This is a genomic window from Mesobacillus sp. (genome assembly GCF_057785455.1).
The window spans coordinates 1-19,939 of sequence record NZ_JBYNSB010000002.1 but is presented as its reverse complement, the minus strand read 5'-3'; the positions used below and the strand labels follow the sequence as shown (position 1 = coordinate 19,939).

General features: G+C 45.8%; 25 protein-coding genes. 4 read left to right on the top strand and 21 right to left on the bottom strand.

The window, feature by feature from the left end; genetic code table 11:
* Positions 1-397: 397 nt before the first annotated feature.
* The 3 genes from AC3EBE_RS01140 to AC3EBE_RS01130 all read right to left on the bottom strand — a co-directional run bounded on the left by AC3EBE_RS01140 (position 398) and on the right by AC3EBE_RS01130 (position 3,028).
* Positions 398-1,357, bottom strand: a complete 960-nt coding sequence (locus AC3EBE_RS01140; protein WP_488593204.1) for a PstS family phosphate ABC transporter substrate-binding protein — start codon at positions 1,355-1,357, stop codon at positions 398-400.
* A 120-nt stretch (positions 1,358-1,477) separates the two neighbouring features.
* The gene (locus AC3EBE_RS01135; protein WP_488593203.1) at positions 1,478-2,362 is read right to left on the bottom strand and encodes a GNAT family N-acetyltransferase; all 885 of its coding nucleotides are present in this window, start codon (positions 2,360-2,362) and stop codon (positions 1,478-1,480) included.
* A gap of 135 nt (positions 2,363-2,497) precedes the next feature.
* The gene (locus tag AC3EBE_RS01130; protein ID WP_488593202.1) at positions 2,498-3,028 is read right to left on the bottom strand and encodes a CBO0543 family protein; all 531 of its coding nucleotides are present in this window, start codon (positions 3,026-3,028) and stop codon (positions 2,498-2,500) included.
* A gap of 158 nt (positions 3,029-3,186) precedes the next feature.
* On the opposite strand from AC3EBE_RS01130, the gene AC3EBE_RS01125 reads away from it, so the two are divergent.
* On the top strand, positions 3,187-3,669 hold the full coding sequence (locus AC3EBE_RS01125) for a CBO0543 family protein (RefSeq protein WP_488593201.1): 483 nt from the start codon (positions 3,187-3,189) through the stop codon (positions 3,667-3,669).
* 113 nt (positions 3,670-3,782) lie between these two features.
* A complete protein-coding gene (locus AC3EBE_RS01120) occupies positions 3,783-4,256 on the top strand; it encodes a DUF2628 domain-containing protein (RefSeq protein WP_488593200.1) in 474 nt (157 codons plus the stop codon).
* A gap of 102 nt (positions 4,257-4,358) precedes the next feature.
* Here AC3EBE_RS01120 and AC3EBE_RS01115 read toward each other — a convergent pair whose 3' ends face one another.
* The 6 genes from AC3EBE_RS01115 to AC3EBE_RS01090 form a co-directional block, all read right to left on the bottom strand.
* A complete protein-coding gene (locus AC3EBE_RS01115) occupies positions 4,359-4,829 on the bottom strand; it encodes a DinB family protein (protein ID WP_488593199.1) in 471 nt (156 codons plus the stop codon).
* The gene (locus AC3EBE_RS01110) at positions 4,826-5,359 is read right to left on the bottom strand and encodes a cysteine hydrolase family protein (RefSeq protein WP_488593198.1); all 534 of its coding nucleotides are present in this window, start codon (positions 5,357-5,359) and stop codon (positions 4,826-4,828) included. Before AC3EBE_RS01110 ends, AC3EBE_RS01115 begins: the two co-directional genes overlap by 4 nt.
* Positions 5,360-5,374: 15 nt before the next feature.
* Positions 5,375-5,923 carry a GNAT family N-acetyltransferase gene (locus tag AC3EBE_RS01105; RefSeq protein ID WP_488593197.1) on the bottom strand — a complete coding sequence of 183 codons (549 nt, stop codon included), beginning with the start codon at positions 5,921-5,923 and terminating at the stop codon, positions 5,375-5,377.
* Positions 5,924-5,934: 11 nt separating this feature from the next.
* Positions 5,935-6,711 carry a hypothetical protein gene (locus AC3EBE_RS01100; protein WP_488593196.1) on the bottom strand — a complete coding sequence of 259 codons (777 nt, stop codon included), beginning with the start codon at positions 6,709-6,711 and terminating at the stop codon, positions 5,935-5,937.
* A gap of 139 nt (positions 6,712-6,850) precedes the next feature.
* Positions 6,851-7,303, bottom strand: a complete 453-nt coding sequence (locus AC3EBE_RS01095; RefSeq protein ID WP_488593195.1) for a YoqH family protein — start codon at positions 7,301-7,303, stop codon at positions 6,851-6,853.
* 109 nt (positions 7,304-7,412) lie between these two features.
* Complete coding sequence (locus AC3EBE_RS01090) at positions 7,413-7,952, bottom strand: GNAT family N-acetyltransferase (protein WP_488593194.1); 540 nt, start codon at positions 7,950-7,952, stop codon at positions 7,413-7,415.
* Between the two features lie 256 nt (positions 7,953-8,208).
* On the opposite strand from AC3EBE_RS01090, the gene yfkAB reads away from it, so the two are divergent.
* Positions 8,209-9,327, top strand: a complete 1,119-nt coding sequence (gene yfkAB / locus AC3EBE_RS01085; protein ID WP_488593193.1) for a radical SAM/CxCxxxxC motif protein YfkAB — start codon at positions 8,209-8,211, stop codon at positions 9,325-9,327.
* A gap of 77 nt (positions 9,328-9,404) precedes the next feature.
* Here yfkAB and galE read toward each other — a convergent pair whose 3' ends face one another.
* From galE to AC3EBE_RS01025, 12 genes are all read right to left on the bottom strand, one after another.
* A complete protein-coding gene (galE, locus tag AC3EBE_RS01080; RefSeq protein ID WP_488593192.1) occupies positions 9,405-10,418 on the bottom strand; it encodes a UDP-glucose 4-epimerase GalE in 1,014 nt (337 codons plus the stop codon).
* Positions 10,419-10,554: 136 nt separating this feature from the next.
* Positions 10,555-11,340, bottom strand: coding sequence for a glucose 1-dehydrogenase (locus AC3EBE_RS01075; protein ID WP_488593191.1), 786 nt, complete (start codon positions 11,338-11,340; stop codon positions 10,555-10,557).
* A gap of 13 nt (positions 11,341-11,353) precedes the next feature.
* Complete coding sequence (locus AC3EBE_RS01070) at positions 11,354-12,205, bottom strand: GRP family sugar transporter (protein ID WP_488593190.1); 852 nt, start codon at positions 12,203-12,205, stop codon at positions 11,354-11,356.
* Between the two features lie 495 nt (positions 12,206-12,700).
* Positions 12,701-13,312: an NAD(P)H:quinone oxidoreductase gene (wrbA, locus tag AC3EBE_RS01065; RefSeq protein WP_488593189.1), complete on the bottom strand. Its 612-nt coding sequence runs from the start codon at positions 13,310-13,312 to the stop codon at positions 12,701-12,703.
* A 75-nt stretch (positions 13,313-13,387) separates the two neighbouring features.
* Positions 13,388-13,990, bottom strand: coding sequence for an alpha/beta hydrolase (locus tag AC3EBE_RS01060; RefSeq protein ID WP_488593188.1), 603 nt, complete (start codon positions 13,988-13,990; stop codon positions 13,388-13,390).
* On the bottom strand, positions 13,990-14,925 hold the full coding sequence (locus tag AC3EBE_RS01055) for a ring-cleaving dioxygenase (protein WP_488593187.1): 936 nt from the start codon (positions 14,923-14,925) through the stop codon (positions 13,990-13,992). The genes AC3EBE_RS01060 and AC3EBE_RS01055 overlap by 1 nt, the downstream gene beginning before the upstream one ends.
* A gap of 13 nt (positions 14,926-14,938) precedes the next feature.
* Positions 14,939-15,877, bottom strand: coding sequence for a ring-cleaving dioxygenase (locus AC3EBE_RS01050; RefSeq protein WP_488593186.1), 939 nt, complete (start codon positions 15,875-15,877; stop codon positions 14,939-14,941).
* Positions 15,878-15,926: 49 nt separating this feature from the next.
* Entirely contained in the window at positions 15,927-16,325 is a 399-nt protein-coding gene (locus tag AC3EBE_RS01045; RefSeq protein WP_488593185.1) for a DoxX family protein, read from the bottom strand.
* Positions 16,326-16,380: 55 nt separating this feature from the next.
* Positions 16,381-16,794, bottom strand: coding sequence for a MarR family winged helix-turn-helix transcriptional regulator (locus AC3EBE_RS01040; protein ID WP_488593184.1), 414 nt, complete (start codon positions 16,792-16,794; stop codon positions 16,381-16,383).
* 61 nt (positions 16,795-16,855) lie between these two features.
* A complete protein-coding gene (locus AC3EBE_RS01035) occupies positions 16,856-17,839 on the bottom strand; it encodes a ring-cleaving dioxygenase (RefSeq protein WP_488593183.1) in 984 nt (327 codons plus the stop codon).
* 235 nt (positions 17,840-18,074) lie between these two features.
* Positions 18,075-18,575 carry a YehS family protein gene (locus tag AC3EBE_RS01030; protein WP_488593182.1) on the bottom strand — a complete coding sequence of 167 codons (501 nt, stop codon included), beginning with the start codon at positions 18,573-18,575 and terminating at the stop codon, positions 18,075-18,077.
* 341 nt (positions 18,576-18,916) lie between these two features.
* Positions 18,917-19,195, bottom strand: coding sequence for a GNAT family N-acetyltransferase (locus AC3EBE_RS01025; protein ID WP_488593181.1), 279 nt, complete (start codon positions 19,193-19,195; stop codon positions 18,917-18,919).
* A 452-nt stretch (positions 19,196-19,647) separates the two neighbouring features.
* Here AC3EBE_RS01025 and AC3EBE_RS01020 point away from each other — a divergent pair.
* A partial coding sequence (locus AC3EBE_RS01020) for a nuclease-related domain-containing protein (RefSeq protein WP_488593180.1) occupies positions 19,648-19,939 on the top strand: 292 nt, incomplete at its 3' end.

Below are 19,939 nucleotides of genomic sequence, written 5' to 3'. Positions count from 1 at the left end.
AAGGTATTTGAGACATCACTCATGACAATTCATCAATGATTTTTCCGTTTGAATTGTCTTGGAGGTCCCGCTTAGAACAATTCACTCATCGCTTTTCTGTTTGAATTGTCTTGGGAATCCTCTTTAGAACAATTCACTCCCCGCTTTTCCGTTTGAATTGTCTTGGTGACCCCGCTCAGAACAATTCATCTCCGCTTTTTCCTTACGAATTGTCTTGGAGAACCGGACCTAAGACAATTCACTCCCCCATTTTCCTTTTGAATTGTCTTGGAGACCCACCTCAGAACAATTCACCCTCAATTTTCCCACTCGAATTGTCATAGAAACCACCAACCACAAAAAAAGAAGACCTCAGCCCGCCACCAAAAGCGAACCTCGGTCTTCCCCAAACCCACCATTATTTCAATCCGTTCAATTCTTCCAGCACCGCTTCGATATCTTCATCCGCTAGTGGTGCGAAGCCTGTTTCCTTCGCTACATCCTGTGCGTTTTTCATTGTGTAGATTGCGTAGTCCAGCACCTGCGGCTTTTCTTTTGCATTGTTCACGTTCAGGTATGTGAACACCGGGCGTGTGAATGGAGCGTAATCGCCGTCTTCCTTGATTGTGTCAAGGGATGGCTCTACTGGGCCGTTGCCGAAATCAACGTGTACTGCGCCAAGCTTATCTTTGTTGTTTGCATAGTAACCGTAACCGAAGAAACCGATTGCGTTCTTGTCTTTCGCAACTAGGTCAACAAGTGTTGAGTAGTCCTGCTGCAGGTTGATTCCCTCTGCAAGATCTTTTTCTTCAAGAATGTTTTCAAACATGAATTCGTACGTACCGTGGTTTTCATTTGGACCATAAGTTTTGATTTCTTCATCCGGGAAATCAGGGCGTACATCAGACCATTTCTTTTTGCCGGATTCAGCAAGGAAGATATCGATGACTTCTTCCTTTGTCAGTTCCTTTGCCCAATCGTTATCTTTATTAATGACAATCGTGATGCCATCCAATGCGACTTTCATTTCCTTAACTTCGATGCCAAGCTCTTCTGCTTTTGCCTTCTCTTCATCCTTGATCTGGCGGGAAGCATCATTGTAATCTGTTCCATCTTTAGCGAGGAATTTCTTAAAACCAGCAGATGTACCTGCGCGGCTGACTTCAACCGAAACATCTTCCTGCTCGTTGGACATATAGTTCTCAGCCATTTTTGCCATGAAAGGATAAACCGTACCAGAGCCGTCAATAGCAATACTGCCTTCAAGAGCTTCACTCTTTTTAGCTTCTGCATTCGTTTCGCCATCAGAGCAAGCTGCTCCAAAAACCATAACCGAGGCAAGCATCGTGAACATACCCAATTTCTTAAGTTTCTTCATTTCCTTAATCCCCCTAATCGTTATCTGCCTTGCTACAAGTACAAGATTACTAGACTCGTATTAATAGGGTTTTAAGGAGTTGTAAATAATTTGAAAAAGAATGTAAATAATTATTAAGACCTATTCGTCATTCATATCCTTCACCATCCAGACCTGCTCCTCCCACTGCTTGAATCCGCAATCCTCCAAAACTCGAAGCAGCTGTTCATGGTCTTCCGCTGTGTTCACCGTTGTCCGCTGGAAAGCGCGGTCCAGTGGCGCAAATGAATGATTCAGCAGGGCTTTTATAACATCTTCCGTATCCGTTCTTCCTCCTGCCGCTTCCAGCTGGAGCAGTCCCACACTGGCAATCTCACCGTTTTTGTACATCCTTTTCGATAAAGAATAGCCTGCAATCCGATCTTGTTCATCGCGAAGTATAATGGCAGTCGCATCATGCAGGTTCTGATTCTGCCACGGTGCCTGATGCTGGTAAAAATCGATCCCCGTTAGCTCCTGCGGCGATACATGTACAAGTCGGCAGCCCGAATCCTTTACAGCAAATACATCTTCCGCAATCGCCTCGTTCAACTGCAGGAACTTCAGCCGCTTTTTCAACACATAGCCAAATCCCTGATAAAGCTTAATCGCCGCTTCATTCCTCGAAATCGCCTCAAGCGTCGCGAACCTGACGCCGTTCTCCTTGTAAATCTCAAACGCTGCTTCCATCAGCTGTTTCCCTACTCCTTTGCCCCGCAGCTCCTTAGCAACCCCGGTCCCGCCGTTCCATGCCACGATTTCCCCATTGACTTCTTTCATCCCGCTGAGCACAATCCCCGCAGGCCTTCCCTCATGATAAGCAAGAACTGAATGTTCAGGAGAAAGTCCATCCAGGCCAAAGCGCTTCGAAAACGACTCAATATCCTTCGACTGATTGTAAAAATAGCCCTCGAACCCCCGGTTATAAGCCTCTACTCCGTCCTTTAAAGGACAATCACTTAATCTCTTTATTTCGATTCCCATCATTGATTCCCCCTGCCTCTTTTAAAAAATAAACCGACCGTTTGGTTTATTATATTTTCCACTTCTGTAAAATTTCAATTATTTTGAAAATAAATCATTCGACATAAAAAAACAGCTGCCGCAATAGGACAACTGCTTTTACCGAAAAACACTTGATGGAACATCAAACGTGTTCCATAGAAATACCACAAAAACGGCTGACAGCAGCCACGCAAAAATCGGTTTCTCATAATGGACCTTCAAGATGATAAACATCATAGCGTTAAAAACCGCAGACCACCAGAGGCTCCAGCCATTGAAGTACTCAATCAGTCCAAAATAGCCATCAATCATCTCGTTTATCACATATAATCCGACCCACCCGAAGTAATACAACAGTTTCTTTTTCAGGCCGGCCTTCGGAAAATTGGCCAAATAAGCCAGCACTGTTGCCGGATATTTTATCAGCATGATCGAAAAAGAAATATGTGTATTCGTCAGGCCGATTTCCTTGTCGCCAGCAGGCGGTGAATAATGCCACATAGGATAACGATCAGATAATAAATACATATAAAGAAAATCACCAAGCGTGAAAAAAAGAATCGTTGGGTAGTACTTTTTCCAATTTCGCCAATCGCCCCAAATAAACAGAACCGTCAGCCATAATAAACCATATAATCCATTCACCATGTTTGCGAGACACAACCCTTGTTTTACAAATAAAGGAAATAATATCCGTATTATATCCAACAATGCAATCTTGTATGAAATTAAATCTGAATAATATCCATTGTTGTAGGAAAAATACATTCATGCAGGAACATAGTCATATTAAAGGGGGGGTTGATTTGAAGAGGAATTTCGAGAAGAATACATTAAGGGTGCTTTTTATCTTCGGGATTCTGGCTTTTTTTCAATTAATAAGAAAACCTCCCTTGAAAGATTGGCTTCTCATCTTTTTGCTGAAGGGATACATAGCGTCCATCCTTGATAATGTTCTTGTGAAGAAAGGTTATCTAAAGTATCCCGTTTCATTGTTTAAAGCCTTCGATATCAGTTTACTGTTCAGTTATATTATCTTTCCTGTGACCTGCATTTATTTTAACCAGGTCACTACTAACTCCAGGCCGCTTGGGATTTTTTTGAAAAGTTTGCTATTCAGTATCCCTTCCGCCGCTGCGGAACACTGGATCGAAAAAAATACAGATTTAATACGCTACAAAAGGAATTGGACCTCCTTCCACAGCTTTGCATCCATCGCCTCCACCTTTCTGGCAGTCCGGATCGTGATGGGAGGCATCAGGAAATTATCAAAAAAAGAAGAAATGTAAAAGGAATGCTGCCAAAATCAAATGGCAGCATTTTTTGTTGTTTTGAGAAAGGTCATGCACAAAAAATAAGTATCTGGTAAATTAAAGGTGATTAGCTTTAAGGAGGAGAACAGATGGATTTTGATAGACCGCAACTAACCGTTAAGGATCAGATAAAAGCCTTTGTCGGCAAGAAGTCCGATGTCTATTTTAGAAAATGGGGATTTGTGAACACAGAAGCTTCCTTGACCAACCCTGATTCAAGGCTTTCCTGGAACTGGGCCTCCTGCCTATTCGGCGCCTTCTGGATGGGCTACCGGAAGATGTATGCTGAAGCCATCATTTACACCGTCATATTAATGACAATAAGCTCATTGCTCGGAGTAGCCGATAAATTCACACTGCTGGATGTATCAGCCGCAATCGTCTCAGGCCTGATCGGCAATCAGCTTTATTCTTATAAAATGAAAAGAGACATTGCCAAACTTGATAACTATGACACCGAAGCCATAACAAAAGCAGGCGGCACCACCAAGCTCGGCGCCTTCGCCATGCTCATGTTCAGCGGCTTCCTCGGAATGATCTTCGGCGACATCTTCAACTGGTAATGGAACATGGGGACGGTTCTCGTGTTCCAGCTGGAACACAGGAACCGTCCCCATGTTCCACCTTTTCTCATCGAATAACGCCCCCTTCGTGCAGAAAAAAGCTCAATCCCAAATATTTGCTCTAGGGACCCCGGCCGTTCTCAAATAATCCAGCAGCTGTCCCGTATGGATTGCATCGTGATAAGCAATTCGCATCAGGAAGTCTCCCAATCCCCTGATATAACCAGCTTTTGAACGGTCAATCATAACGCTGGACAATTCCTCGTCAGTGAAGGTGGCGATTGTTTCCAAGAATTCCTTCCTGAATGGGGCAGCAAACGCTAATTCTTTTTCGACAGACTGAAGGGGTACCTTCTCGAAAGGAGATTCATATTGAGGTACATCTCCTCTGTTCTTGATGGCCAAATGGTAATAATGCTCGCTTTCCAATACGTGACGGACCATCTCAAGACAAGTCATCGCTTCACCGTCAGGCTTCCAATGCAAAAAGTCTTCCGGAATCTCCGACCAAACCTTAATACTCCTTCTTCTAGTTTCCTCAAAATTTAAAATGGTTAATTCAACTGCATTCATCTAACTGCTCCTCCTTCCAAAATAATCTCACTGCCTGGCACAACATCGGCAAACCAGCGCAGCACTCCATTGTGGTGATCGATAATCTGCCGGGCCGAAAGCTCCCCTGAACTCCAGGTACTGTGCGCATCCGACACCAGCGTCACCTTATAGCCCATGCTGAACGCCCTCCTGCAGGTGGTATCGACACACAGATCTGTCTGGATTCCAGCCAGATAAAGTTCTGTAACCCCCAGCCTTTCCAGCTCTTCTTTTAACGTCGTATTGTAAAAGGAATCCGGCGTTGTCTTGTGGATGATCACATCATCCTGCTCAGGGGCAATGGCGGGGTGGATTTTCCAAGTTTTTGTTCCATATTCCAACGGCTGTCCAGCAGATTCATTGTGCTGGACATAAAAAACCGGTACGTTTGCTCGACGCGCTTTTGCAATTAAACCCTTGATCGTTCCGAGGAGCCTCTCCCCTTCGAACACTGGGTCCTCTTCCAAAAACATTCCGTTCTGAACGTCAATCACGATGAGTGCCTTCATCCCCAGGTTCCCCCTCTACTTTTTCTCGTTCCATTCTTCCGCCAAAATTCCGTACACGACATGATCAACAAAATGGTCATAAAGCCATTCCGCCTGCCTGATCGTGCCTTCCTCCACAAACCCCAAGCGCTCAGGAATGCTCCTGCTCTTCTTATTCTCGACCGCTGCCCTGATTTCCACTTTGTTTAGCTCGAGGTGCTCAAACGCGTAGTCAGTCAGCGCTTTCGCAACCCTCGTCATGAGGCCATTTCCCTGGTATTCATGCCCGAGCCAATATCCGATGTAGGCAGTTTTATTAGACCAATTGAGGCTGTTGAAGCCGGCCGTGCCGACAATTTCACCCTTATATATAATCAGGGTCGTCATGCTTCTATTTTCCGCATAACCTTTCATAGTTCCTTCAATGAACTCCCTCGTATCCTCAACCTTCGTCGTAAAGTCTAGCCAGGGCAGCCATTCCTTCAAATGCTTCCTTGAACGGTCGGTCAACTCAAAAACTCTTTCAGCATCCTTTGCCTCGGTTAATTTCAAAGATAATTCATCATCGATTTTATGTAAAAACAAACTCGCTCCCCCTACTTTTTTCGCATTGGTTTTACAAAAGTATAAACTTCATTGTTTGTATAAATCCTGTATGTAATCCGGTCGGAGACTTCCTCATCCAGCCGGACAATATCCTTGTCCTGAAGCCAAATTCCGTTTACCTGCTCCGTGAATTTATTGACCCAAACGATCAGCAAAATCCCCTTCTCGAAAGTGACTTCCGTGCAGAAAACCTCTTCCTGAAAAAGTTCATTTCCATCCGCTGTCTCGGCTTTGACAACATTCACGCCGCCATAAAAGAAGTCCTTGCCTAGCTCGCTTTTAATCGCCGCGGTTTTAGGGTACGCTTTTTCATCAGTCCTGCGGAAAACGTCTACAAATCCTCTCACTTCCTGCAGCAGGGACCTTTTTTCAGCCTCCGCTACTTTATTCCGCAGAATGAACCAATCCTTGCTTTTTCCCCGGAGCCAGAAAGCTGTTTTCTCGCCAGAAGGAATCGGCCTCCGGTTCACTTTTTCAATATCGTTTTCTCTTAAGAAAATCCCCGAAACCTTCCCGTCATCACCAATCCAGGCCAGCGTAAGTTTCGGATCACCGTCTATCGGATGAAAGGACTGGAAAAACCGCCCCTCCGCCTTCCGCGAATAATCAAACTTATGGGTTTTCGTATCGTAATGCCCCTCAAGGACCGTCACATTTTCATATCGATAATAATGGTGGAGCAGCTGGTGATGAATCGCCTTGCATTTATCCGTCCCGCCAACATCCACGATCTCCTCTAAAAAATCACGCAAGTCAAATCCGAACAAGTGAGTTTCCCCCTATCCCAGGAACATGGGGACGGTTCTCCTGTTCCAAACTAGAACGCGAGAACCGTGCCCCGTTTTAACAAATTCAACAAAAAATGGGTTATTCCTTCTTAAAGGAGTAACCCACCAGGTTAATAGCCTATTTACAAGAATTAATAGTATTCTCTAAAATACTAGGCCCAAGCTTTTCTGTCTTTGAATTCGAAAGCCGAACTTGAACTTTTGCAGTTTCCAATTCCGCTGTGATCAGATCAAACCTTCCCGCCCAGCTCGGGCTATTCTGTTCCGGTGTCGGATATAGCTTAAAGCGCCAGCTGATTTCATTTGGTTTAAAAGCAAAGCCTTCATATTGGTCATAATCCCCATAAGAGGCCGGTTCCGGAAGATGTACAGCAAGTATACTGACATTTGTTCGCGCAAAACTCGGCGGGTTCAGGTTTACTTTGTAAACCAGGGCGGTTCCCATTGCATTTCTCAGGCTGCTGTCTGTCGGTTTCAGCACCATGCTGCAGGGCATTGTGATCGCATTTGCTCCGGAAGGAAAGATGGAAGAAAGCAAGATCATTGCACCAGCCAAAAGAAACTGTTTCATATAGCACCTCTTATCATTCTTTTGATTAGTATGCTTCCTGCCTTATTGATTCATTAGTGCAAAAAGAAAGAGAAGCCAATGGGGTCCGAGGTGAAAAATCCAGGCACGGTTAAATCCAATCGCTGACTCTGAGTTTCCAAATCATATGGTCATATCCTTTGTCCCAGTAATCCTTTAACCAGAAATCAGGGTCTCCAAATTTCTTTTTCCATATTTTTTGAGCGTTTCTATATCCACTATCTAAATAAACTTCTACTAACCCTTTGTACTGTAAAATAATAAACATCTTATTCAATAATAAGTTTCCTACGCCCATTCGCTGGCAGTCAGGATGAACAAATACTGTGCCTACCTCAATTGCCTCGTTGAGATCACCTATAACTTCAATAATAAGATCACTAGCTGGGCCGTATTCAATTGAACCAATAATTTTACCAGCAGTGAGAGCAATCAAAAAATACCTTTTATCACCATTGCTTTCTAGATCAGCTGCTAAGTATTTTTCTTTAATTTTAATTTCATTCGTCATATCATCCAGCATATGCCCAATACCTTCCTTGGCGAAGGTATCAAAAATCACGATCCTAAAAAATTCGTTTAACTGTTTAATGTCTTCAAATTTTGGTCTTCTTACTTCTGCATCTATCACCCAAATCACCACCCGACTCCTATTCAATTCAACGCTGTATTTTATAATCCTTCTTGAGCATTCTGTTTGTTCAGTTCACCTCATTCTTTCTGATGCAGCACAAAGAAACCTCCCTTCCCCCTTTACCCCTTTAAAGCACCGGGGGTCAGACCCCCGGTGCTTTAAAGCGCTAAATAACCCCGCACCCTATACTAGAATCTCAATTTATAAACTAAAATAGAATAGCAAATTTATTGTTTTACATAAGGAGACGATTATGTCAGTTATTACGAAAATCACCCCTCAATATGACCCCTGGGAGGCCTACCTCGATATTGAGCAGTATGGCCGGCCCGAGCTTACGAATATTGAATTCACTACCACCACCCTTTGCAATATGCGCTGCGAGCATTGCGCAGTCGGATATACACTGCAAACAAAGGACCCGGACGCACTCCCGCTGGAGCTGCTTTTACACAGGCTCGAGGAAATCCCGAAGCTCCGCTCACTGAGCATCACAGGCGGAGAACCGATGCTATCGCTTTCATCTGTCAAAAATTATGTCGTGCCGATTTTAAAATACGCTCACGAACGCGGCGTCCGCACACAAATCAACTCCAATTTAACAATGGATCTTTCCCGTTATGAGATGATCATCCCTTACCTGGATGTCCTTCATATTTCCCATAACTGGGGAACGGTGGACGACTTCGTCGAGGGCGGTTTCGCGATGATGGAGCGGAAGCCGGACTACCAGCAGCGGGAAAAATATTTTACCAGAATGATTGAAAACAGCAGAGAACTTGTAAAAGCTGGCGTCATGGTATCTGCTGAGACAATGTTAAACAAGCGTACCTTGCCTCACCTTGAAAAAATCCATAAGCAGATCGTGGATGAAATGCTTTGCCAGCGGCACGAGGTTCACCCTATGTATCCAAGCGACTATGCAAGCAGCCTGGAATCGCTGACTCTTGATGAAATCAGGCAAGCCATCCATCATTTATTGGATATCCGCGATGAAAACGTCTGGATGCTGTTCGGCACGCTGCCTTTCTATGCCTGCAGTCATCAAGAAGAGGATTTGAGTTTACTAAAACGCCTTTACAGCAGTAAGAACGTAACGGTCCGGAATGACCCCGATGGCCGTTCCCGCCTGAATGTGAATATCTTCAACGGCGATATCATCGTCACTGATTTCGGCGATACCCCGGCACTTGGCAATATACAGACGACCAAACTTCAGGATGCCTATCAAAACTGGCAGAACTCAAACATTGCCAAGGAGCTAAGCTGCCACTGCCCAGCTGTGTCGTGTCTGGGACCCAATATTTTGGTTAAAAACAGTTACTATAGGGATTACGATTTCAGTTCGCTTCGAAATAACATAAGCAAGTAATTGAAAGGCTGCCTAATTTAAACGAGGCAGCCTTTTCACACATCACCGCATCACCGCGCCGGGGGTCAGACCCCCAGTCAGTTGCCGCGTTGCTGTGCTAAACTTTTTGATTGATATCCGTGTGGATTTTTCTGATGCCAGGTCCACGCTGTCTGGAGGATGGTTTTTATATCACTGTACTTTGGCTCCCAGCCGAGCATGGTTCGTGCCTTTTCGGATGAAGCGATCAATATCGCTGGGTCACCGGAACGACGATTTTCCATTACTTCAGGAATGGGATGGCCTGTTACTTCCCTTGCTGCTTCAATCACCTGCTTTACGGAGAACCCGGTGCCATTCCCAAGATTGAAAACGTCACTTCTATCATGCTTCCGCAAATGCTCGAGAGCGAGCCAGTGGGCATTTGCAAGGTCCATAACATGGATATAATCCCGGATGCACGTACCGTCATCTGTTGGATAGTCCCCTCCAAAGACATGCACTGCCTCCCTCTGTCCCAGAGCAACCTGAAGAATGATTGGAATCAAGTGGCTCTCTGGCGTGTGATCCTCCCCAATCACCCCATCCGGATGTGCACCAGCCGCATTGAAGTAACGGAGCGAAATAGATTTCAGCTCATATGCCTCGTCACACCAGCGAAACATCTTTTCCATCGCCAGCTTCGTTTCCCCGTATGGATTCGAAGGACATGTCTCGCTCGATTCTAAAATCGGGATCTCCTTCGGCTCACCGTATACAGCCGCGGTCGATGAAAAAACAATCTTCCTGACACCATGGTCTACCATCGCTGATACTAGAGTATGAGACGCAAGCATGTTATTTTCATAGTACTTCAAAGGGTTCGCAACACTTTCACCAACAAGTGAGCTTGCGGCAAAATGGATAACCGCCTCAATCTCATGATTGCCGAAAACCGTATCAAGCAGCTGGCGATCCTTCAAATCCCCTTTGTAAAAAATACCGCCGAGCACTGCCTCCCGGTGCCCAGTTTGCAGATTATCGAGCACAACAACCTCTTCCCCGTGAGCAAGCAGCTCCGCAACCGTATGGCTTCCGATGTAACCTGCGCCGCCAGTCACCAAAATGGTCATCCCCAATTCCCCCTCGCCACATTTTTCTAATGTATATTCCTGCAGCAGGGGAAAAATCAGCACAAAAAAAGAAGAACACGGGGACGGTTCTCCTGTTCCAAACTGGAACGCGAGAACCGTCCCCATGTTCCACCACTCAGCCCTTTCCTGCCTGGAACCCTGGATACTGGGTCATTCCGCCGTCTGCAAAGAGGGTCAGTCCGGTGACGTAGCTTGCTTCACTGGATGCCAGCCAGGCTGCACATGCGGCAATTTCCTCCGGCTTGCCGATATACCCCATCGGAATCAGCTCGATTACTCCCTTCTTCAATTCGGGATCATCGAATTTCTCCGCATTGATGGGCGTATCGATCGCCCCCGGCGCGATGCAGTTCACCCGGATGCCATGCGGCGCGAACTCAAGCGCGAGCGTTTCTGTCATCAGTTTTACCCCGCCTTTACTGGCAGCATAATGGACAAAATGCGGCCACGGGATTTTCTGGTGGACCGATGACATATTAATGATCGACCCCTTGATTTTATTCTCAAGCATATAGTCGAGCGCTTCCCGGCATCCGAGAAACTGTCCCGTCAGATTGGTGGAGATGACCTTGTTCCAGTCCTCCAGCGTCAGGTCTTCAGACGGGACCTCATTTTCGATGCCAGCGTTGTTGACCATGACATCCAATGAACCGAACGTGTTCACCGCATGAGCAATCAACCTTTTGACATCCTCTTCCTTCCTTACATCCCCCTGGATGGCGCTTGCGCTGCCGCCGGCTTTTTCAATTGTCTCAATAATGCTTTGCACATCTTCTTCCTCTGAAAAATAATTGATGACAACCTTCGCCTTTTCAGCGCCAAACCTTTCTGCCATCGCTTTTCCAAGGCCTGTCCCCGCACCGGTAATGGCCACAACTTTCCCTTCAAGATCTGGATACATTCCATTCGCTCCCTTATCGTTTTGTGACGCCCAATAACACTCCGCCCGCAATGATCAGCAGACATCCAAGCAGGACCATCCATACCTGCTTTTTGCTTTTTCGCTCATTTAAAAAGAACAGCCCGCCAATCGTCGAAATGACAATGCCTGTTTGCGACAGCGAAAAACTCGTTGCCACTCCGATTTTTGGAAGGGCAAGCAGCAGCCCCAGATTCCCTGTACTCCACATCAAACCTGTCAAAATATTGCGGACTGCATATTTGTTGTACGGCTTGTCCCGCAAGGTCATCAGGAATGCACCCGTTACCATCCCGATCGCCTGAGGCAGGATCGCGGCCCAGCCATCAATATTGAACCAGCGAATCAACACGACGTACCCAACAAAGCCCGCCGTCGACAGAAGCAGCACGAGAAAACCCTTTTTCAGGCTCTTCGACTTATCTTTTTCCTCTCGATTGATCGAGGTTAAAACAGCCCCCGCAATGATCAGCACTAGTGCGGCGACTCCAATCACAACACTGCTTTTCGTTTCCCATTCTTTAAAAATAAACACGCCGAAAAAGGTTGTTCCTATCAGCTGCAGGCCGGTCGACATCGGTGCCGTCTTGGCAACACCAAGATAACGGACGGCACCAAACTGATTTTTTTGCCCAAGAGACCAAAACAATCCTGAAATAAAGCCCACCGTCCAGATGAGCGTCGATAGCTCCGGCCTTTTATAAATGAACACCGCAATCGCAAAAATCAACGCTCCAATTGTCGTCCCCAGCGTCTGGCTGTCCTCATCCCCGCCCAGCTTGTTGCTCACAAACACAATGCTGCCCCACGTAACCGCCGCCAGCAGCGCCAATAAAATTCCCGTCATAGATGTATACTCCATTCTCAATTCATGGTGATATTGTTAGATTGTGGAGAAGCTTTGTTGCTTATGCGATGTGAATTCCCTTTTTTATACACAAAAAAACAAACCAAAGAGTTTGTTGGTCTGTTTTTGCAGGGGAATTTCAATATTTTATAGCATTTGGGATAGATTATTTATCGTTAAAAAATTTTTTTACCAGTAGGGTTTGTTTTTTCACCAGTAAGTCCTGTTTTTTCACCAGTAACTTTCGTTTTTTCACCAGTAAGTTCAATTTTTTCACCAGTAACTATCAATTTATCTACATTTGCCTAAAAGCAGCGGCCTCAACTTAAATTTCAGCATTGGTAAAAAAATTTAATACCAGTTGGATCAAACATAATTCCGGTTGAACCCGTTTTAATTCCAGTAAAACTCAATTCCTATACAAGTCACCAAAGTAAACACAAAAATTACATGAAAAAGGGAGCGGTACTACTCCCCGCTCCCTAACCCTGCAATTTACTGATTCCCCTTCTTAACCCACTCCGCCACAGTCACGGTGCGCTTCGCCTGATATTTTACAGCGGCCTGCACGTCCTCGATCATATTGCCGTCCTGGTCAACCGTGACACTTGTGCCATAAGGGTTTCCGCCTGCCGCGAACGTCACCTGGTCGGAATAGCCCGGCGCCGCAACAATCGCACCCCAGTGGTACATTGAGGTATAAAGTGATAGAATGGTTGCTTCCTGGCCGCCATGCGGGTTCTGTGCTGAAGACATCGCACTGACCACTTTGTTTACCAGCTTGCCTTTTGCCCAAAGGCCGCCAGTTGTATCAAGGAATTGCTTCATCTGTGAAGGCATATTGCCGAAGCGCGTCGGGACGCTGAAAATGATTGCGTCTGCCCATTCCAGATCGTCAGGCGTCACTTCCGGAATATCCTTCGTGGCCTCCACGGTCTTCTTCCATGCCGGGTTGCCCTCAATTGCAGATTCCGGAGCAAGCTCTTTAACCTTGAAAAGCTTCACTTCCGCGCCAGCTTCCTCGGCACCTTCCTTCGCCCATTTTGACAGCTGGACATTCGTTCCGCCCATGCTGTAAAAAATCACTGCTAAGTTCACATTCGCCATCCTGATCCAACTCCTTTAAATAGATTCGATTCCATTTTTTCTATCACACATAGGTTATATACCTGATTGAGATTTTTATAAACTTTTGTACCACTGTGCAGCAGCTTCCACTTCCTGCAGCGTTAATTGGTGGCCTCTGTTCTCCCAGTGCATTTCGACCTTTGCATTTGCTTTTTCCAGCAAGGTTTGCAGCTCTTCCGATTCTGCCGGCGGGCAAATTGGATCGTTCGTGCCTGCTGCAATAAATACGGGAGTTCCCGCTAGATCCGGCAGTTCGATGCCTCTTCTCGGAACCATCGGATGGTGCAGAATCGCGCCCTTCAATGCATTTTGGTAATGGAACATCAGGCTGGCCGCGATATTCGCGCCATTTGAATAGCCAACCGCAATCACATTATTCCGGTCGAACCCATACTTTTCAGCAGCCTCATCTAAAAAATCATTCAATTCCTTCGTCCGGAAAATCAAATCCTCGATATCAAATACCCCTTCCGCAAGGCGGCGGAAAAAGCGGGGCATGCCATTTTCGAGGACATTCCCCCTGACACTTAAGACGGATGCTTCATCATCGATCCTTCCTGCTAGCGGCAGCAGGTCCAATTCATTCCCCCCTGTGCCATGCAGCAGCAGCAAAGTCGGCTTTTTATCATTCTTGCCTTTATTGAATACGTGTTTCACTAGAATTCCTCCTCCATTTTGCGAACCTCAACCGGCGGCAGAACAGCCTCCAGCTGATCTCTTTTCTCCTCAAGCCAGGATGGCAGCATCAAGCTTTGCCCCAGCTCCTCGATTGGTTCATCGACGGTAAAACCGGGCAGGTCAGTCGCGATCTCAAATAAAATGCCTCCGCCTTCGTGAAAATAAATCGCTTGAAAGTACTGGCGATCGCGAACTTCAGTTGGATAGAAGCCTTTTTCCTGGAGCAAATCCCGCCACCTTAAAAGTTCAGCTTCATTTTCCGCCCGCCAGGCAATGTGATGGACCGTCCCCGCTCCCATCAATCCGCGCACCGATGGCATCAGCTTAATATCGATCGTGTTTTCGCCAGATTTGAAGCGAAGGAAACCCTCCTCCTGCCCCACCAGTTCAAGCCCCAACACATCTTCAAGAACTTCCGCAGTTTTATGAGGCTGTGACGAAATAAGAGTTGCACCGCTGAAGCCTCTAATCGCTACCTCATGGCTCACTCCTCCAAAAGCCCATCCAAGTTGAGGCCCATCACCACGCTCTGCCAGCTCGATTTCCAAGCCATCAGGGTCCAGAAGCTTCAGGTATTTCTCACCAAACCGCAGCTCAAGTGTAAACTCAATCCCGAATTGCTTCAGCCTGTTTTCCCAGAATTCAAAAGAACCCACCGGAATGGCATATCCTGTCACACCTACCTGCCCGATTCCAATCCGGCCCTTCAGCTGCTTCGGCCAGGGGAAAAATGTGATGACCGTACCCGGCTGGCCGGACTCATTCCCGAAGTACAGATGGTATACCTCCGGGCGGTCGAAGTTGATGGTCTTTTTCACCAGCCTCAACCCAAGCACACCCGCATAAAAATCAATCGTCCTTTGTGCATCATTCACCATCGCGGTGATGTGATGGATCCCTGCTGTCTTCATCATTTCCCCCCTCCTTTTAAAAATTATTGAGTTCCCTCACTGTAATCGGCAGCAAAATATTCTCAATCGTCTCCCGATGCGGCTCATATTGCTTCGGCAGCTTCAGTTCCTGCCCCATTGTTTCCGGAGACTCATCATGTGCGAAGCCCGGCGGATCGGTAGCAATCTCAAACAGGATCTCACCATGCTCCCTGAAGTAAATTGCGTTAAAATAGTTCCGGTCTTTGACTGGCGTGACGCCATAGCCATGCGCCGATATATGGTTCCTCCAATCCAGCTGATCCTCATCGTCCTTCGCCCGCCACGCAATGTGATGCACTGTGCCCGCACCCATTTCCCCGCGGCCGATCGATGTCTTTTTTAGATCAATCACATTTCCGATTTCTGCAGTAGATCGGAATCGGATGAAATCTCCTTCTTCTGCCACTTTTTCCAGTCCCATTACGTTTTCCAGCAAATCAGCTGTTTTTTCAGGTTGAGATGACAACAGCGTCGCACCGCCAAAGCCTTTAATCGCAAATTCAGGCGTAATGCCGCCGAATGTCCACGTGTTGGCGTCTCCCTCTGCTCGCTCCACGATTTCAAGATGCAGTCCATGCGGATCATCAAATTCCAAATGGTCCTCGCCAAATCGCTCCATTTTTGTAAAAGCAATATTGAATTTTTCCAGTCTCTCTTCCCAAAATCCCAGCGCTCCCACAGGTACCACATAGGATGTCACACCAACCTGGCCATCACCAATAACGCCCCGCTGTGCACCTGGCCAAGGGAAGAAAGTGATGATCGTACCCGGCTCCCCGCCTTCATTTCCGAAATACAAATGATAAGTGGCAGGATCATCGAAGTTGACAGTCCTTTTCACCAGGCGCAATCCTAAAACACCTGCATAAAAATCAACATTTTCCTGAGGATGGCCGACAATAGCCGTTATATGGTGGATCCCCATCGTTTTCATCCGGGACACTCCTTTTTAGTTTATCTAAACTTTACTGTTTCCGAAAATCTTAAAATAAAATCGCATCAAGGCTATACAGACCAGGACCAATCAGCGCAAGTCCGATAGCTGTTGCCAGCAGGGTCAGATTATACTCGTATCCATTCGAAGTTGACCATAAACCATTGTTTCCGTGCACCTTCACAATTGCCATCACCATCGTGCCCGCAATGATCACCGCAGCCAGCGGTGTCAACAATCCGAGCGCAAGCAGCAATCCGCCGATTAATTCAGCAAGACCTGCAAACAGCGCCATTGTCACGCCAGGCTTCATGCCAATCGATTCAAACCAGCCGCCGGTCCCTTTCAAGCCGTAGCCGCCGAACCAGCCAAATAACTTCTGCGCACCATGCCCCACAAACAATACTCCAATAACCAAACGTATAATTAATAAACCAAAATCCATCATTATAAAAACGCTCCGTTAAAATTATCTTTAATTCGAGATATTACCACAAAAAAATTTATACATTTATTTTTTTCAAAAGCTCTGCTAATCCTTCTGCTTCATCCTGAGTCAGTGACTCAAACATACTATCGACCATTTCATGATGCACAGGCATAATCTGTTCCATCAGCTCTGTCCCGCTATCTGTCAAGGTCACATGGATCACCCGGCGATCGCTCGGGCATGGGCTGCGCTTGATCAGCCCCCGCTGTTCAAGCTTATCGATCACATACGTCATCGAGCTGCTTGAAACAAGAATGCTGCTGCCAATCTGCTGGATTGTTTGCTGTCCCTTATGATACAGGACCTCCAAAACGGAAAACTCCGTGATGTTCAGACTGCTTTTATTAATATCGTCCCTTATCTTTTCCTGGATCTTTTTCGAGGTATGCATCAGGAGCAGGAACGGCTTATTGCTGCACTTTTTCAAGGCCAAACACCTTCTTTTTTAAAAAAGGGCAACGCCAGTTGGTGCTGCCCTATAGATTTTTTTACAGATACTCTTTTTCGATATTGCGCGTGCTGCGCACTGTATCAATCGGGCGGACAAAGCTTTCAATCTGCTCGCGCTTTGATTCGAGAAATGGCGGCAATGATAGTTTTTCACCAAGCGTTTCGTACGGCTCGTCGCCCATGAAACCTGGCCCGTCGGTTGCCCATTCGAACAGGATTCCCGGTGCAACTCGTGCATACAAAGACTCGAAGAAGAATCTGTCCACATAACCGGAAACGCCGAAACCTGCACCCTTCATATGGTCGATCCATTGATACAGAACTTCAGTGTCCTCAACTCGGAATGCTGTGTGGTGCACCGTGCCAAAGCCCTGGCGCCCAGCCGGCAATACTGAGTTATGTTCGACGATGACCTGCGCGCCGTTTCCGCCCTCGCCCATTTCAAACAGGTGAAGCGAGCCTTCATGCGCAATCTCCCGCATGAACATCACTTTTTCCAGCACTTCTTTAAAATAATCGAAGCGCGAAATCCGGATATGGATTGGACCAAGGCCCGTAATCGCAAACTCAAGCGGCACCGGTCCGTTTTGCCATGGTGTCCCTGAAACGATCCCCTCATTGAACTCATCCGAAACCAGCATATACTGCTGGTCGTCAAAATCAACGAAGGAAATCGTCTTCTTGCCGAACAGCTCTTTAATGCCGGTATGCTTCACATCGTACTTATCAAATCGCTTAACCCAGTACTCAAGCGCCGCATCAGTCGGCACGCGGAATGATGTCTTATAAATTTCATCCGTTCCATGAGTCCCCTGCGGAATTCCCGGAAAATCGAAGAATGTCATATCCGTACCCGCAGACCCTTTATCATCCGCGAAAAATAAATGATACGTGCGAATATCATCCTGGTTCACCGTCTTCTTCACCAGGCGCATCCCAAGTACATATGTGAAAAACTCATAGTTCTTTTCCGCGCTGCTCGTAATCGCCGTAACATGGTGAATTCCTTTTAAATGGTTCATGTCCATCTCTCCTTTTATAAAATTATCTCGAAATCGAGATATATAATTAAAAAAATATCTATCCTTACTATATCCAATTTTCGCTCACGAAAACATATTACAAATTTTAATATCTTGAATTCGAGATAATAATATCACGTAATTTTCACCATGTCAAGAAGGGCTGGAACATGGGGACGGTTCTCATGTTCCAGTATTCAATTCAATTCTTCTGCTTAAGATTGCCGGACAGCGGTTAGCCGCGATTTTTAATCGCCAGCCCCTTCAAGAAATTCCTCGCATAACGGTCGCCACACATCTTGTAATTCTTATGCCCTTCTTTTCGCAGCAGAGCACTCAATTCACCCTTTGAAATATTGACCCCAGCCAATTTCAAGATCTCAATGATATCCTCACTCGTGAGCGACAGGGCAATCTTCACCTTTTTCAGCATCACGTTATTGGCATGCCCGCCATTCTGCAATGACAGATCCGGTCCGGAAGGCTGGCCTGCCTTAGGCTCCTGCTTTCCTCTTTTAAAAACAATCAGTCCGTTCAGGAACGATTCCAACATATAGTCCGTGCAAAGAAAGTCCTCGAAACCATCGCTGTCCTCCTGAGGTTTCGTCAGCAGCATCAGCACCTCATCACGTGTGATTTCAACGCCGCCCAGCTTAAAAATCTCCACCATATCCGAATCCTTTATATCCAAAGCATATCTCAATCGAATCAAGATATCATTGTTTGTCATGTTCATAATTAACCCTCCAACAGCCCATCGTTTTGCATAGTATCCCCAAAGTGTATCATTATTTTGACACGTTTTGAACATAAAGAAGCTCCAGGATTCTGCAAAAAAAACGCCGATCAGCTTAAGTATGCATGATCAGCGTTCTTCTTTATTATTCTCTTCAGATGCTTTTTCGAAAAGCTGTGAAAGATAACCCTTCAACTCAAAGCCTTCTTCATTGATAAATTCCTTAATCTGTTTCATTTTTTTCATCCTCCGTTTAGTAGCTTGTTAGTTATAATATTCCCAATCTAGCAGCCTTTTAATCATCCCAATTTATAGAAAAACCTCCGGGGATGGCCCGAAGGTTATTTTTGCACAAGGACTTCCTGGTATTTCTCTTCAAACTCTTTTTTTGCATACGAGCATACCGGATCGACTTTCAGCCCTTCTTTTTTCGCCTTATCGTACACATGGCGCACAAGCTTCTCCGCCAGCCCTTGCCCGCGCTGGGCCGGATCCACTCCCGTATGATCGATGACAAGAACATCATCTCCATCCCGGGTAAAAGTAACCTCGCCAACCTCTAAACCATCCGAATCCTTCGCAACAAAACGGCCATCTTCCTCAGCAAATTGAAAAGCCATAAAGCACCTCCGAAAATAATGATATTAATACAATTCCCTTTATGAAAAGAATATAATCCTGGGGAGAGAAAATGGAGGAATCAAGGGGATTTTTTTGCAAAACAAAAGCTGATCAGCAAAATGGGATCAGCCTTCTTGTTTATCTTCATTATCAGAAACTTTTTCGAAAAGCTGTGAAATGTAACCATTCAGCTCAAAGCCATCTTCTTTCATAAATTCGATAATATGATCCATTTTAACCGACCTCCTAAAGTGTTGTTTGTTGGTTCTATTATTCCCGCACTATCAATCTTTTAATCAACCAATTTCTGGTTTCATAACATTAGACGCAGACAAGCTATAAAATGTTGCAGATTTCTTGAAATTTTTTGACAAAAAAGATTCACACACTTTTAGATTCTTCTATGCTTCAATAAAAGTGTATGCATTTTGAGAGAATAGGAAGGTGAAATATGATTATAAAAGAGCGTGAAATGAGTAAAGAACTGAGGATCCTGATGGCACTGGACAACCGCATGGAGCTGCCTGAAAAGGAAAAACAGCATTATTGGACCATGAAGAAGGGCTATGAAGGCGAACTGGAATACGACCGCTGGATGACCGCACTCGAGCCCGAAAACCTGATGCTGAATGAATTGCTGCTCGAAGTGAACGGTTCATTGTTTCAGATCGATTCCCTGGTTATTTTTCAAGACATGATTTACTTGATCGACGTAAAAAACCACGAAGGCGATTATTACTACG

Coding starts and splice junctions, on each gene's coding strand:
- AC3EBE_RS01120 (WP_488593200.1), top strand. CDS start 3,783: ATGGATTTTGATAGACCGCAACTAACCGTTAAGGATCAGATAAAAGCC.
- yfkAB (WP_488593193.1), top strand. CDS start 8,209: ATGTCAGTTATTACGAAAATCACCCCTCAATATGACCCCTGGGAGGCC.
- AC3EBE_RS01050 (WP_488593186.1), bottom strand. CDS start 15,877: ATGAAAACGATGGGGATCCACCATATAACGGCTATTGTCGGCCATCCT.
- AC3EBE_RS01025 (WP_488593181.1), bottom strand. CDS start 19,195: ATGGCTTTTCAATTTGCTGAGGAAGATGGCCGTTTTGTTGCGAAGGAT.
- galE (WP_488593192.1), bottom strand. CDS start 10,418: ATGACCATTTTGGTGACTGGCGGCGCAGGTTACATCGGAAGCCATACG.
- AC3EBE_RS01130 (WP_488593202.1), bottom strand. CDS start 3,028: ATGGTGAATGGATTATATGGTTTATTATGGCTGACGGTTCTGTTTATT.
- AC3EBE_RS01055 (WP_488593187.1), bottom strand. CDS start 14,925: ATGATGAAGACAGCAGGGATCCATCACATCACCGCGATGGTGAATGAT.
- AC3EBE_RS01135 (WP_488593203.1), bottom strand. CDS start 2,362: ATGATGGGAATCGAAATAAAGAGATTAAGTGATTGTCCTTTAAAGGAC.
- AC3EBE_RS01035 (WP_488593183.1), bottom strand. CDS start 17,839: ATGAACCATTTAAAAGGAATTCACCATGTTACGGCGATTACGAGCAGC.
- AC3EBE_RS01045 (WP_488593185.1), bottom strand. CDS start 16,325: ATGATGGATTTTGGTTTATTAATTATACGTTTGGTTATTGGAGTATTG.
- AC3EBE_RS01075 (WP_488593191.1), bottom strand. CDS start 11,340: ATGTATCCAGATCTTGAAGGGAAAGTTGTGGCCATTACCGGTGCGGGG.
- AC3EBE_RS01140 (WP_488593204.1), bottom strand. CDS start 1,357: ATGAAGAAACTTAAGAAATTGGGTATGTTCACGATGCTTGCCTCGGTT.
- AC3EBE_RS01070 (WP_488593190.1), bottom strand. CDS start 12,205: ATGACGGGAATTTTATTGGCGCTGCTGGCGGCGGTTACGTGGGGCAGC.
- AC3EBE_RS01030 (WP_488593182.1), bottom strand. CDS start 18,575: ATGAACATGACAAACAATGATATCTTGATTCGATTGAGATATGCTTTG.
- AC3EBE_RS01095 (WP_488593195.1), bottom strand. CDS start 7,303: ATGAAACAGTTTCTTTTGGCTGGTGCAATGATCTTGCTTTCTTCCATC.
- AC3EBE_RS01115 (WP_488593199.1), bottom strand. CDS start 4,829: ATGAATGCAGTTGAATTAACCATTTTAAATTTTGAGGAAACTAGAAGA.
- wrbA (WP_488593189.1), bottom strand. CDS start 13,312: ATGGCGAATGTGAACTTAGCAGTGATTTTTTACAGCATGGGCGGAACG.
- AC3EBE_RS01110 (WP_488593198.1), bottom strand. CDS start 5,359: ATGAAGGCACTCATCGTGATTGACGTTCAGAACGGAATGTTTTTGGAA.